Origin of the sequence: Achromobacter sp. JD417, assembly GCF_041879325.1 — a bacterium.
GTDB classification, from domain to species: Bacteria; Pseudomonadota; Gammaproteobacteria; order Burkholderiales; family Burkholderiaceae_B; genus Achromobacter; species Achromobacter mucicolens.
Map to the genome: position 1 here is coordinate 2986231 of NZ_CP087159.1, position 13844 is coordinate 3000074.

The 13844-nt window shown below is 65.4% G+C and carries 8 protein-coding genes and 2 pseudogenes; 4 read left to right on the plus strand and 6 right to left on the minus strand.

Going from position 1 to position 13844, the window contains the following annotated elements:
* Positions 1-24: 24 nt before the first annotated feature.
* Genes LN047_RS13740 through LN047_RS13760 form a run of 5 tightly spaced genes read right to left on the minus strand, consistent with a single transcriptional unit; the run spans position 25 to position 9277 of the window.
* Positions 25-4371 carry a zincin-like metallopeptidase domain-containing protein gene (locus tag LN047_RS13740; protein WP_011655357.1) on the minus strand — a complete coding sequence of 1449 codons (4347 nt, stop codon included), beginning with the start codon at positions 4369-4371 and terminating at the stop codon, positions 25-27.
* Positions 4372-4374: 3 nt separating this feature from the next.
* On the minus strand, positions 4375-4764 hold the full coding sequence (locus LN047_RS13745) for a protein TraD (protein WP_006122510.1): 390 nt from the start codon (positions 4762-4764) through the stop codon (positions 4375-4377).
* Between the two features lie 21 nt (positions 4765-4785).
* Positions 4786-6849, minus strand: coding sequence for a DNA topoisomerase III (locus LN047_RS13750; protein ID WP_011114056.1), 2064 nt, complete (start codon positions 6847-6849; stop codon positions 4786-4788).
* 11 nt (positions 6850-6860) lie between these two features.
* Complete coding sequence (gene traF / locus LN047_RS13755; protein WP_006122512.1) at positions 6861-7397, minus strand: conjugative transfer signal peptidase TraF; 537 nt, start codon at positions 7395-7397, stop codon at positions 6861-6863.
* Positions 7394-9277 carry a type IV secretory system conjugative DNA transfer family protein gene (locus tag LN047_RS13760; RefSeq protein ID WP_186014897.1) on the minus strand — a complete coding sequence of 628 codons (1884 nt, stop codon included), beginning with the start codon at positions 9275-9277 and terminating at the stop codon, positions 7394-7396. Before LN047_RS13760 ends, traF begins: the two co-directional genes overlap by 4 nt.
* Positions 9278-9470: 193 nt before the next feature.
* Between LN047_RS13760 and LN047_RS13765 the strand changes: the two genes are divergently transcribed.
* Both LN047_RS13765 and LN047_RS13770 read left to right on the plus strand, forming a co-directional pair.
* Positions 9471-9638 (plus strand): hypothetical protein, encoded by a 168-nt coding sequence (locus LN047_RS13765; protein WP_244098602.1) that lies wholly within the window; start codon positions 9471-9473, stop codon positions 9636-9638.
* Positions 9639-9704: 66 nt separating this feature from the next.
* Positions 9705-9934 (plus strand): annotated as a pseudogene (locus LN047_RS13770) (type I toxin-antitoxin system ptaRNA1 family toxin).
* A gap of 425 nt (positions 9935-10359) precedes the next feature.
* On the opposite strand, the pseudogene LN047_RS13775 reads toward LN047_RS13770, so the two are convergent.
* Positions 10360-10461: pseudogene (locus tag LN047_RS13775) on the minus strand (type II toxin-antitoxin system ParD family antitoxin); the annotation flags it as partial.
* Positions 10462-10796: 335 nt separating this feature from the next.
* Here LN047_RS13775 and LN047_RS13780 point away from each other — a divergent pair.
* Entirely contained in the window at positions 10797-10997 is a 201-nt protein-coding gene (locus tag LN047_RS13780; RefSeq protein ID WP_063570099.1) for an AlpA family transcriptional regulator, read from the plus strand.
* Between the two features lie 58 nt (positions 10998-11055).
* The gene (locus tag LN047_RS13785; RefSeq protein ID WP_186014896.1) at positions 11056-13836 is read left to right on the plus strand and encodes a class I SAM-dependent DNA methyltransferase; all 2781 of its coding nucleotides are present in this window, start codon (positions 11056-11058) and stop codon (positions 13834-13836) included.
* Positions 13837-13844 lie beyond the last annotated feature (8 nt).

Below are 13844 nucleotides of genomic sequence, written 5' to 3' on the forward strand. Positions count from 1 at the left end.
GCCACTTTAGCCGGATTTTTCGACTTATCCGATGCGAGCGGCCCGCCGTGGGCGCTGCTCGATCTGCTGTTGCTTTTTCTCGACGTGCTTCTGCTCCTGGTGCTGCTGCTCGTCGCGCTGCACCTGGCTGATGGCCGCGCCGATCTGCCGCTTCACGCCCTCGATGCCCAGCTCGCTCTTGTGCGCCAAGTCGTTGAAGTCGGTGTGCTGCTTCATCGTGGACAGCGCCGCGATCTGCGCGCCGCTCAACATCGACGCCTTGAGCTTGGCCGCCTCGTCGCCGGCCAGCTCGACCTTGCCGGCGGCGGCGTCGGCAAGGCGCTGCTCGGCGCGCAGGTGGGTCTTGAAGCTGTCGGGCGTGATGGCGGGCAAGTCGCGCGGGTAGGTGTTCTCGGCCGGCGCGAAGATCGGGAAGATCGCCTTGCCGCCCACGGCCTGGGCGGCCGCCTCGGCCTTCTCCCGGCCGGGGTTGTTGCCGTGGGTCATGACCAGGTGCCGGTCGTCGTCGCCGGCGATGATGACCGGCTTGTCCGGGAACTTGGCGTGCAGCGCCTTCGCCACGGCCTCAAGGTTGCCGCTGTCGAAGGCGGCGACCGTGGCGTGGCCCACGGCCTCGGCCACCTGGGCCGCCGTGGCGTAGCCCTCCGAGATCACCAGCGCCGGCGCGGCCGCCAGGGCGTCCATGCCGCCGACCGGGTGGAAGCATCCTTCCTTCTTCGAGTCCTTGGCGAACCGCTTAGTGCCGTCCTCCTGGATGTATTGCATCGTCCATTGCTTGCCCTCTGCGTCGAAGGCCGGGATGTAGGTCTTCTGGCCTTCGCGGTCGGTCATCACGCCGGCCTGCGCCTGGATGCCTTTGGCTTGCAGGTAGGGCGTCGGCTGCTCGATGGGCACGAGGTCGGCCATCTGCCGACCGACGCGCTGCGCGGTGGCCTCCTGGGCCTTGTCCTGCTCGACGGCTCGCTGTGCCAGCTTCTCGGCCGCCTCGGCCTGGAGCTTGGCCTTCTCCTGGTCGCTCAAGGCGTAGCCCTTGCTCTTCCAGGTAATGTCCGTGCCGGTCTTGTTGTTGATGATCCGCCCGGCCGGGTGCCCGTCCAGGTGGCCCACGTAGAAGCCATCGAGCGCGCCCTTCTTGCCGCCCTCGACCGGCACGCGGTGCCGCTTGCCATCCATGATCGGGTGATCGCCCTGGGCGTTGCTGCCGGTGAACAGGCCGGCGCTGCGCATGGCCTCGGCGAACTCTTCCCTTGGCGTCATCGCTGGCCCTTGCTGGGCCTGCACGTTCTCGGGCTTCCAGCGTTCGAGCTTCGCCGCGTCGGCGCGCGGGCCGACATACCAGGACTTCGCGGCCTTGTCCCAAAGCGCGCCGGCGGCCTTGGCCGCGTTGCGCTGCTCGTAGGGCACGGCCAGGTACTGGCGGGCCTGCTGGGCCTGCTGCGCGGGCTTCTGCGCCTCGCCCTGGGCTTCGGGTGCCGGCTGGGCCGAACGCGGCTCTACGGCCGCTGTAGCGGCTCCCTGCGCCCATTTGGCGAAGGGAGCGGCATCGGTGCCCGGCGGCACGTACCAGGACTGTTGCTGCCGATCCCAACGCGCCCCGAGGCTCTTGGCCTCGTCCTTCTCCTTGTACGGCACGTTGATGTACTGCCGTTCGGGCTTCTCGGCCTGCGGCTGCGCCTGCTGCCGCTCGCGTTCCTGGCGCTCCAGCTCGGCCGCGCGGCGCTGCGCGTCGCTGTCGTTGAGCATGGCCGACGCCTCGGCGGTCTTGCGTGCCTCTTTAGCGGCTGAAATGTCCTCTTCGGTCGCGTTGGGGTCGCGCCGTACACGCTCTTCCTGCACGCGGGCCAGCTTGGCGGCGCGCTCGTGCTGGTTGTCGGTGCCCAGCGCATCGACCAGGTGCAGGCGCTCGGCCAGAGCCTCGGCCTGGCCCTCGGTGCGGGTGCCGGCGACGAAGGCAAAGGCGTCCTCGCCGAACTGCGCATCGGCCTTGCGCGCGTAGACCTGGAACGCCTGCGGCTCGATGCCGGCCTGGGCGGCATCGACGGTCTGGCCGTCCTGCTCGGCCACGCCGACGATGCGCAGCTCTCCGCTCCAGTCGGGCGGCAGCTCAACGCCAAGGTGTTGACGGGTCGCGTCGGCGAACGCCTGGCCGTCGATCTCGCCGGCGGCGAGCTGCCGGCGCGCGGCGGCGGCCTGCTCGATGCCCTGCACCGCGTCGGCAGGATGGGCGGCCAGCAGGGCGGCCGCCTGGTCGTTGGTCGGTGGGGTCATGTTCGCCTCCTGGTCTGCGACGGCCGCTTGCTGCTGGGTCAGCGCCGGCAGGGCCATCAACTGGTCGGGCGCGTAGTTGTTCAGCTCGTCCAGGCTGCGAACCTGGTGGGGTTCACCGTCCTGGTCGTGGAACGCAAAGATGCGCTGGCCGTCGCTCCACCTGGCTTCGGCGTCGATGCTCGACACGATCTGTTCGCCGTGCTGCTGGAGCTGCTGCGCGAGGTGGAGCTGTTCGGCCATGTTGGCGAACTCTTGCGCCAAGCCCTTGCGCTCCAGGTAGGCGTTGTCGGTGTCGGTGTGGCTCGGGTCGATGCCGAACACCGGCGACAGCCGGTCATGCGCGACCGCGTAGAACTGCTCGGGATCGGTGCCGGTGATGCTGCCCACGGTTTCGAGGCCACGGCTGCGCAAGGCGTCTTCCAGGGTGTCGCCCTGGAATGCCTGGTAGTGGCTGAAAGACACGTCCGGGTTGTCCAGGACTTCGGCAATGTCCACGGCCAGGGCCTGGGCCACGGCTTCGTCCTGGGCCTGGCTCTGCTGCTGGTCTTGCTCCTGAACCTGCTTCTGCTCGAAGGCCAGCACGTAGTCGTGAATCTTCTCGGCATCGGCGGCCGCGCGGAACACCTCCAGCGGCTCGTCTTGCAGCGCCTTGATCCACGAACCCACATAGGCGGCGTGCTGGCCCGGATCGTGGCCGATGCCCAGCTCGTCGCCGACGATCATGGAAGCGATCTCGGCGCGCAGCTCTTCCTTGGCGTACCCCTCGCTCCCGAACGGGTGCGCCAGGTCGCGGTCAAGGCGCGAAGCGTGGCCCGTCCAGTGGCCCAGCTCGTGCAGCGCGGTCGCGTAGTAGCGGTCGGAGCTGGGGAACTGGCCGCGCTCCGGCAGGGTGATGCTGTCGGTCGAAGGGCGGTAGAACGCCCGATCACCGGCGGCGTGGGTGATCGTCGCGCCCGAGGCTTTCAGGATGTGCTCGGCGCGCTCGACGGCGTTCCAAGTCTGTTCCTTCTTCGGCTGGAGCTGCGGCAGGCCGTCGATCTGCTCGCCGTTGAACACGGTCGCAAAGAACACGCGCGGCCGCTCCAGCATGACGGTTTCCTTGACCGGCTGGCCCTTCGCATCGAGGACGGGCCGGCCGCTGTCGTCCAGCTTGTCTTGCTCTTCGCTGAACTTCCAGTATTGAACCGGCGTGCCTTTCTCGCCCTTGCGAACCTGCGCGCCCACGGCGGCGGCCTGCTTGTAGGTCATCCAGCGCGCATCGCTGCGGCCCTGGGCCATCAGGTGGATGGCGTTGATCCCTTTGTACCGCTTGCCGGTGGTCGGGTTCATCGGCAGGTAGGCGTTGGGTTCGCCCGGCTCCCACGGCTTTTGCCACGGTGCGGTGCCGGCCTTGAGCTGCTCGATCAGCTTTTCGGCCACGACTTCGTGAAACGGCTTCTTCGGCTCCATGTTCTCGTCCCTTCGGAATAGCTCGTTGAACTGAGGGAAGTTCTGCTGTGTCCGGGAACGGTCGCGCAGGCCCTGGGCGACCATGCACACGATGTTGTGCAGGTCGTCGGCCTGCATGGGCCGCACGCGGGCGATGCAGGTTTCCGTGAATGACTGTTGGCCGCGCTGCTGCACCTGGTCGGCGACCTGGTGCTGGCTCGGCTCGATGCCCTCGCAGTGCAGGGCAAACACTTCCTCGGCGCGCACGTCCAGGGACTGGCCGGCATAGCGCCGGTTCACGTCATCCCATAGCGGCTTGAGGGTGGGTTCGTTGCGGGCGGCCGCCAGGCCGTCCAGCAAGGCGCGCTTCTCGCCCGGCGCGAAGGTGTTGGCCCCGTAGTGGCCTAGCACCTCGTGCCGCAGCGTCATCAGTAGGTCGCTGGCGCTCTCGACGTTCTGCAAGGGCACGTCCACGCGGCCACGGTAGGCGCGGCCGGCGTGCAGCGTCTCCTTGGGCACGTAGCCGCCCTTCATGTCGGCCGGCACCTCGGCCGCTCGCGGCCCGTACAGCTCGGCCGCGTCCTCGCGGAACTTGTAGGCCAGCTCCAGCGCGCCGGGGTAGTCGCGGACGAAAGCCCGCGTCACCCCTTGCGCCTCGGCTTTCGTGATCGGCATGGGTCAGCCCTCCGACGCCTTGCGCGCGGCGGCCTGGGCAACCGTCTCGCCGGGCCGCAGGTCGTACAGCTCGCGGGCGTTCGTGGTGGTGATGAACGGCGGGATGTCGGCGCTCGGGCCTTCGTCGTCCAGGAATGCCGGCTCCAGCGCGCCATCGACTTCCACCAGGTCGTCGCCGCTCGCGGCGGCGTCCTGCTCGGACAGCGCGTCCTCCACGAACGCGCCCACGCGCTCGGCTTCGTCGGGGTCGAACTCGACCTGGAAGCCGGGCGTCAGCGCGTCGGCCATCTTCTCGCGCACGGCCTCGCGGCCGGCGGCGTCGTCGTCAACCGGCGGCAGGACGGCCAGCGGCTCGTCGTGGGCGGCGGTGTTGGTGGTGGTTTGCTCGTTCATGGTCGATCTCCTTCGCTGTGGTCATTCGGATGCCGGGCCGTTGCGGCCCTTGCTGTAGTCGGGCCGACCCTTGAGGTCGGGGTAGGTCTGCTTGCATGTGGGGAAGTTGCTGCAACCCCACCAGAATTGCCCCTTCTTCTTGCTCGGCCGGCGCGACAAGCCGCTGCCGCAGGCCATGCACTTGTGAAGGGATGACACCGGCGCGGCTTCCTTGCCGCCGGCGATGGTCACGGCTCCGCTGTTGGCCTTCGCCACCTGGTCGCGGATGAACGTCTCTTGCTTCGTGATGAAGGCGTCCAGGGCGGCCGTGCCCTGCTCGACGCCTTTCAGCATCCGCTCGTAGAGCGCGGTCAGCACCGGGCTTTTCACAACCTCGGGCAGCGCGTCGATGACGCTGCGGCCGAGGGTCGTGCTGATGATCTGCTTGCCTTTGACGGCCAGGAACTCGCGCCGCTTCAACTCGGAAATGATCGACGCGCGGGTGGCCGACGTGCCGATGCCGTCGCCCTCGCGCAGCATCTTCTTGTGCTCGGCATCGCTGACGAACTTGTGGATGTTCTCCATCGCGCGGATCAGCGTGCCCTCGGTAAAGCGCGCTGGCGGCTTCGTCTTGGCGTCCTTGCGGGTGGCGTCCGTGCAGGTCACGGCGTCGCCCTGGGCCATCGACGGCAGGGCCTGCGTGCCGCTGTCGTCGTCCTCGTCCTTCTCGCCTTCCTCGTCGGCCTGGCTGTACACGTCACGCCAGCCGTTGCGCGTGACTACCTTGCCGCTCGCGGCGAAGTTCTCGCCCGCGATCTCGACGCCCACGGTGGTCTGCATGTACTCGTGCAGCGGGTAGAACTGCGCCAGGTAGGCGCGCACGATCAGGTCGTAGATGTTGCGCTCGCGCTCGCTGAGGGCGGCCTTGCTGCCCTTCTGCATGGTCGGCACGATGCCGTGGTGCGCGGTGATCTTCGAGTCGTCCCACGTCTTGGACTTGATACGCGGATCGGCACCATCGACCAGGCCGGCCAGTTCGGGGTTGACGTGCTTGATCGCCTCCAGCACGCGCGGCGCGTCGGCGTGCTGCGACTCCGGCAGGTAGGCGCAGTCGGTGCGCGGGTACGAGGTCAGCTTGTGCGTCTCGTAGAGCGCCTGGCAGGTGTTCAGCACGTCCTCGGCGCTGTAGCCGAACTTGGCCGAGGCCAGTGCCGTAATGTCGGACAGGGCGAAGGCCAGCGGCTGGTTCTGCTTCTTGGCCTCCTGTTTGTACGCGGCGATGGTGCCCGGCTGGCCCTTGACGGCGGCCACCAGGGCGTCGGCGACGGCGGTATCGACAAGGCGGCCTTCGCTGTCCAGGCCGGCTTGATCCTCCTTCGCCTTCCATGCGGCGGCGAAGCTGCCGCCGGCGTGCTGCACCACCGCCCGGATGGTGTGGTACGGCACGGCCTTGAATGCCTCGATCTCGCGGTCGCGGGCGACCACGAGGGCCAGCGTCGGCGTCTGCACGCGGCCCACGGTCAGCAGGGCGCGCGAGCCGCCGCGCTGCGCGCGCAGCGTGTACGCGCGGCTGAGGTTCATGCCGATCAGCCAGTCGGCGCGCTGCCGCCCGCGTGCAGCGTCGGCCCAGCCTGCATAGGTGGTGTTCTCCTTCAACGCGGCCAGGCCGCGCTTGACGGAAACGGAGTCCTGCGCGCTCACCCAAAAGCGGCGCACCGGCTTGCTGTTGCGGAAGTGCTCCAGCACTTCGTCAACCAGCAACTGGCCTTCGCGGTCGGGGTCGCCGGCGTTGACGATCTCCTTGGCCTCCTTGAGCAGCTTGCCGATCACGGCGAGCTGCTTCTTCGCGTCGTCCTTGGGCTTGAGAATCCAGCTCTCGGGGATGATGGGCAGCTCATCGACGCGCCAGACCTTCTTGCCGGACTGGCCGCGCGGCACGTCATCGGGCGTGTACTCGTCGGGGTCGGCCTGTTCGAGCATGTGCCCGAAGCACCAGGTCACTTTGTCGGTGCCGCACTCGATGAAGCCGTCGCCCTTGCCGGTCGCGCCCAGCTCGCCGGCGATGGCCTTGGCGACGGACGGCTTTTCTGCGATGAAAAGGCGCATGGTGTGTCTCCCTACCAGGTGATGACCGGACGGATCACGGTCTTGATTTGCGAACGATTGATCGGGCCGAAGTAGCGGCCGTCGAAGGATGTGGCGCTCACGTCCGACATAAGCAGCACCTCGGAATTGCCGAGCGTGTAGCTGTTGGACTGATAGCGCGGCAGCGGCCGACCGGCCTTGTCGGCCTTGATCGGCGCGCTGAGGGGCAGCAGCTCGCCGTTGACGCGCACGCCGTCATCGGCGACGGCGACGGCATCGTCTTTAGCGGCTAAAACGCGCTTCATCATGTAGCCGTAGCCGCCCTGGCAGAAGCCGGCCCCGATGTAGCCCCTCTCCTTGGCGTCATCGAACACGCCGAGCTGCGGCGGGCAGAAGAGGACGTAGGCCCCCTTCTCCACCGGCGCGCTGCTCGTCCAGTACAGGCCGACCGGAATGCTCTTGGTGGTGTTCACGCGGGCACCGGCGGCATAGCCGCCGGCGGCCAGCAGCAGGGCGGCCACGCCCGCGATGACGACGCCTGCCGCGATGCGTTTCAGGATGCGGCTCATATCGTGATGCCCTCCCCTTCCGTCTCGGCCTGTGCGACGGCGCGCAGGCGGTCGCTGACCTTGGGCGCAGGGATCGCGGCGCGTGCCGAGAACACTGGGTCTTTGAAGTACAGGGGTTGCTTGCCGTAGATCGCCGGGTAGCCCGCGACGTAGATCACCATGTCGCCGGCTTCTTCGATCTCGCCCTGGGCGTTCTTCTTTGGCCCCGGCATGCGCAGGCATTCGTCGGGCGTCAGCAAGGGCCGCTGCACTTCCTGGTAAGTGCGCGACACCTGGCCCAGCATCGCCGCCGTGCGGCGGCCGCTGGTCGTGATCTGCTCCTTCACCACGGTGGTCTGCCCGGTGAGGCGGGACAGGTGTTCGGCCGTCTCGACGCGGTTGGGCGGGTAGGCGTTCTGCACGTGGCAGTTCGACGTGATGCTTTCGTCGTGGCCGTAGCCCGTCTCGCGGCTCTTGAGCTGGTTAATGTCCTGGCAGATGAGGTAGCACTTGATGCCGTAGCCGGCCACGAAGGCCAGCGACTCTTGCATGATCTCCAGCTTCCCGAGGCTCGGGAACTCGTCCAGCATCATCAAGAGCCGGTGCTTGTAGTGCGCCACCGGCCGGCCGCCCTCGAAGTCCATCTTGTCGGCCAGCAGGCGCACGATCATGTTCACCATGACGCGCACCAGCGGCCGCAGGCGGGCCTTATCGTTGGGCTGGGTGACGATGTAGAGGCTTACCGGGTCGTCCTCGTGCATCAACTGCTTGATGCGGAAGTCCGACCGGCTGACGTTGCGGGCCACCACGGGGTCGCGGTACAGGGCCAGGTACGACTTGGCCGTGGACAGCACCGATCCGGCTTCTTCCTCGGGCCGATCCATCATGTCGCGGGCCGCCGAGCCGATGGCGTGATGGTTCTGGCCGTCTACGTGCCCGTAGGTCGCCATTTCCATCCAAAGCTCGCCAATGTCCCGGTTCGGGTCGGCCAGCATCGCATCGACGGACGGCAGCGTGGCGGTGCCGCCATCGTCCTTGGCCTTGTACAGCGCGTGCAGGATCACGCCGACCAGGAGCGCGAAGGCGGTCTTCTGCCAGTGCGAGTCCAGGCCCTTGCCGTCCGGGTCAACGATCAGCGTGGCAAGGTTCTGCACGTCACCCACCTCGTATTCGGTGCCGAGGCGGATTTCGTCCAGCGGATTCCAGCAGACGCCGCCCGAGGTGCTGGCCGGCTCGAAGCGCAGCACCTTGTTCTTGGCGTGCTTCTGCCGCCAGCCGGCGGTCAAGGCCCACAACTCGCCCTTCAAGTCGGTGATGACGCTGCTCGCGCCCCACGACAGCAGCGTGGGCACCACCAGGCCGACGCCCTTGCCCGAGCGCGTGGGCGCGTAGGTCAGCACGTGCTCGGGGCCGCTGTGCCGCAGGTAGAAGAAATTGCCGTCCTTGTCCTGCCAGCCGCCCACGTACACGCCGGTAGCCGTGGGTGCGGCCTTGCCGGTGACGATCTCCAGGACGTTGCGCTCGCGTGGCAGCAGGCCGGCCGCCTGAATGTCCTTCTTCTCGGCCCAGCGGGCCGAGCCGTGCAGGTACTCGCTCGCCTTCGAGCTGTTGGACGTGACGACCTTCGCCACGGCCACGCCCAGCAGGCCCACGGTCGAAACCAGCATCCCCATGCTGCCGGCCTTCATGATCTCGTCCGGGTACTGGCTGTACCACTTGTACGTCCAGTGCAGGATCGACCAGGGCGCGTACACGTGGCCCACGTTGGGGCCGAGGGTCGCGTGATAGGCGAACGTGTGGGCGAAGAACTGCGTCGCGGCCTGGAGGCCGCCGACCATCGAGGCCGCGCCCAGCACCGGCAGCAGTGCCGACGAGGCCGCCAAGAGCGAACCAAAACCCATAGCCGGCGAGACTGGGCAGGGGCAGGGGCAGGGGCAGCAGGGCGGCCAGCAGGCCGCACCAGGCAGCACCGGCCCCGGCGGTCTGACTCATGCCGCAGCATTGGCAGCGGGTACCGCCGGCGAGCTGGCGAAGGGTGCGGGTGCCGTGCTCAGGGGCAAGGCGGTGCAACTTGCGGAGGGCTTCCACGAACGCATGGACCAAACGATCGGCGGCCAAGTGGCAACGGCGATCCGAGCCAGCACTGCGGCAGAGGCTCCTGCCTTCGATGGCGACAGTTTGGCCGGCGAGCAGGCCGGTAATCAGGCGGCCGATCCCGATGATGAAATCGCTGCTTTCGTGAATCGCACGACGCCGGCGTGAAAGGCGCGTCGGCCGGCGTGGGACCGGCCGACACTTCCACTAACCCACCTGATGGAGAGGTGAATCATGGCAACTTTGAATCCTACCAACGCAACTCAGGCAGTGCATCATGCGGCCGTGCAGCTCGCGGCCCTAGACTGGATTGACCAGGATGCAGCCCGACAGCTCGGGCCGCTGGCCGAAGCAGTCGCCAATGCCTTCATGGTCGTCCTCACAAGGCCGAGACGGGCCGAGCGACGCCGGCGGACTTCCGTGAGGCACTGAATGCCGTGCGCCAGTCGCTTCACCCAGCGTAAGCCACATACTAGGAACAACAAGGGCAGCCAATGGCTGCCCTTGTTGTCTCCGGGCCTGCATCGTCGGAAGTGGCGATGCGCGCCGGCGCTCGAGCATCGCCAGATGGGGCGATGACGCCCCGCCTTACTCTTCCCCTTGGAGTGGATCTCGCATCGTCATTTCCGGCGATGAGATCCAACTGCAGCACCGCCAGGAATGGCGATTCTGGCCAGCTCGCTCACGACGCGATGCCGTGCATGGTTCGCGCACGTGCCGCGACCTGGTGCGCGTGCTCGATATAGGCCGGGTCGGCCGTGGCCTCGGCGTCCGCCAAGAATGCGGCCACGGCTTCGGCGGTGGTCAGGTCTTCGGCCGGGTCAAAGGGCGTTAGGGATTCTAGGTCCGCATCGACGCGGCGGGCCAGTTCGATAGCTTGGGCGATGTCGGCCAGACGGGTGCGCACCTGGTCAGCGGTAACGGCGCGGCCTGGGTCGGCCTTCAACGCATCGTAGGCTGGGCCGATCCGTTCATGCAGCCAATGTTCCATATCCACTTTCTCTGTTTCCTCTTTGCCCATCGCACGCCTTACGCTGATATTGCTCAGCCCGTCTCATCCAGATGAGGCCACAGGCTACTACGTTGCCTGCTTTCCTTGGAAAAAGACACGCCGTCCACCTTCTTGGCGTAATCCATTTACGACCTGGCGGCCAAAGCACATGGCGTTGCCGTCAAGTTGGTGTGGCGAACTTGCCGCAGGGCGGAGCGCCGGCCGAATCTGTGGCTTCGCCACATGAGATTCGGGGTTCATTCGGGCAGCTCAAATGGTAAACTTGGCCAAACTTTGGAAGACTTCGCCGCGCGACACCAAGCGAGCCGCCTGAAATGAACCAACCCGATAGCGAAATTCTCACGCTGGATGAAGTGGCGGTCTACCTCAAGGCAGGGAAGAAGACCGTATACCGGCTGGCCCAGCAGGGGGAGATACCGGGATTCAAGCTGGGCGGCACCTGGCGGTTTCGTCGCAGCGAGTTGGATTGCTGGATTGCCGCGCAGATAGCCGAGAAAACGCAGGACAAGACATGAGCGCCCCGCAAAACGATAGCAATTTGGCGGCCTCGCCCCTAGGGGGGGCTGCACGCCGATGAATGCCGTAGAAATCGAACAAGCCATCACCGACCTCGCGGAGCAGCCCTTCGACCGTGCAGAGTTCCCCTACGCCTTCCTTGAAGCCTTTGGCAACAAGGCGACGACAATCAAGCGCCTGCGTGCGGGGGCGTCGAACAAATCCGACCTCGGCGGTGTTCTCCAGACCAGCAACATCCACATTCTGACCAGCGACGCTGGGCGGGTGACGCAGACGCTGGCCGCTCTCAAGGCCAGCCCTGCGACAGCCAAGGCCAAGGCGAAGTTCATCCTTGCTACGGACGGCGTGGACTTCGAGGCCGAAGACCTGACCAGCGGCGAGACCGTCGCCTGCGCCTTCAAGGACTTTCCCGATCACTTCGGCTTCTTCCTGCCGCTGGCGGGCATCAGCACCGTCCGCCAGATCAGTGAAAACGCTTTCGACATCCGGGCCACCAGTCGGCTGAACCGGCTGTACGTTGAATTGTTGAAAGACAACCCGGCCTGGGGCACAGCGGAGCGCCGCCACGACATGAACAAGCTCATGGCGCGGCTGATCTTCTGCTTCTTCGCCGAGGACACCGATATCTTTGGCGGCAGGGGCAAGTTCACCGAGACCGTCGCGCGGATGAGTGCGGGGGATTCGACCAATACGCACGAGGTCATCGCCACGCTGTTCCGCACCATGAATACCAAGCGTGAAGACCGGGCGGCCGCCGGGCTGCCCCGGTGGGCCAATATCGACGATTTCCCCTACGTCAACGGGCAGTTGTTCTCTGGCGGCGACGAAGTGCCGCGATTCAGCAAGATCGCCCGGTCCTACCTGCTGCACGTCGGCGGGCTGGACTGGACCAAGATCAACCCGGACATCTTCGGATCGATGATCCAGGCCGTCGCCGAGGACGAGGAGCGCGGCGAGCTGGGGATGCACTACACCAGTGTTCCCAACATCCTGAAGGTGCTGAACCCGCTGTTTCTCGACGACCTGCGTGCAAAGCTAGAAGAGGCGGGTGACAACCCGCGCACCTTGCTCAACCTGCGCAAGCGCATCGCCAAGATCCGAGTTTTCGACCCGGCCTGCGGCTCGGGTAACTTCCTTGTTATCGCCTACAAAGAGATGCGTGCCATCGAGGCAGAGATCAACAAGCGGCGCGGCGAACCAGATCGCGCGTCTGACATCCCGCTCACCAACTTTCGCGGGATTGAGCTGCGCGACTTCCCGGCGGAGATCGCCCGCCTTGCGCTGGTCATCGCCGAGTACCAGTGCGACGTGCTGTACCGAGGGCAGAAGCTGGCCCTGGCCGAGTTCTTGCCCCTGCGCAATGAGAACTGGATTACCTGCGGCAACGCGCTGCGTCTTGATTGGTTGAGCGTTTGCCCGCCGACTGGAACGGGGGTGAAGTTGCAGGCGGACGACCTGTTCAGCTCGCCGTTGGACCAAGCCCAGATCGACTTCGAGAACGAAGGGGGCGAAACATATATTTGTGGCAACCCGCCGTATCTGGGAAGCAAGTGGCAGTCAGACGAACAGAAGGGCGAGCTTAAGGCGATCTTCGAACGCATTGGTGTCGCGTGGAAATCTCTGGACTACGTTGCCGGGTGGTTCATGAAGGCTGCAGCATATGGCGAGCGCACTAATGCGGCCACTGCCTTCGTTTCCACCAACTCAATCTGCCAAGGCTTGCAGGTTCCTATTTTGTGGCCTGCAATTTTTAACACCGGACACCAGATCGTATTCGCGCACACATCCTTCAAGTGGACCAATCTCGCAAGCAATAACGCTGGTGTGACTGTGGCCATCGTGGGTATTTCATCCACGCCACAACCTATTAAAAGGTTGTTCTCCGTGAGTGAGGATGGCTCCGTGCAGGAGCGGCAAGTTGACTACATCAATGCCTACCTTGTGCCGGGGCGCGTCAACTCGGTGGAGCAGGAGCGTCGACCGATTTCATCTGTATCGCCCATGCTGTTTGGCAACATGCCGCGTGATGGTGGTGCATTTGTTTTGGACGGCGAGGAACGAGCACGTGTGCTGATGCAGCACCCCGAACTCGAACGCTTCGTTCGCCCGTACATGGGCTCTGAACAGATGATCCAGGGAAAACCTCGGTGGTGCCTGTGGATTGAGGACGACGATGCGCCTTATGCGCAGCAACACCCCTACCTGAAGACGGTGTTGGACCAAGTACGGGATTTTCGCCTATCAAGTGCTGCCAGTTCTACCCGCGACTTCGCGGCACGGCCTCATCGCTTCGTCCAAATTGCCGGTACCGCTAAGCAGCATTCGCTTGTCGTGGCGAAAGTCTCGTCCGAGCGCCGACCATACCTGCCTGTGGACCTTTTAGACGGCAGCGTGATCGTTAGCGATCTCTTGTTCGCGCTGTATGACGCGCCGCTATGGAACTTGGCGGTGTTGGCGTCACGACTTCATCTCGTGTGGATTGCAACCGTGTGCGGAAAAATGAAAACCGACTTCCGGTATTCGAACACCATCGGCTGGAATACCTTCCCACTGCCTAAGTTGACAGAGAAGAATATCGATGACCTCACCAGATGCGCACAAGAGATCCTGCTAGCGCGTGAGCGCCACTACCCGCAGACTCTTGCCGAACTCTATGCGCCTGACGCAATGCCGACCGATCTACTTCGCGCACATGAGCGTAACGATGAAGTTGTGGAGAGAATCTATATAGGTCGCTTATTCAAGAATGACACGGAGCGCCTTGAAAAGCTCTTTGAGCTCTATTCACGCATGTCCGGTCAAGCGGGTGCCGGGCAGCGCCGAGTCAAACGAGCGTAATTGGGGGG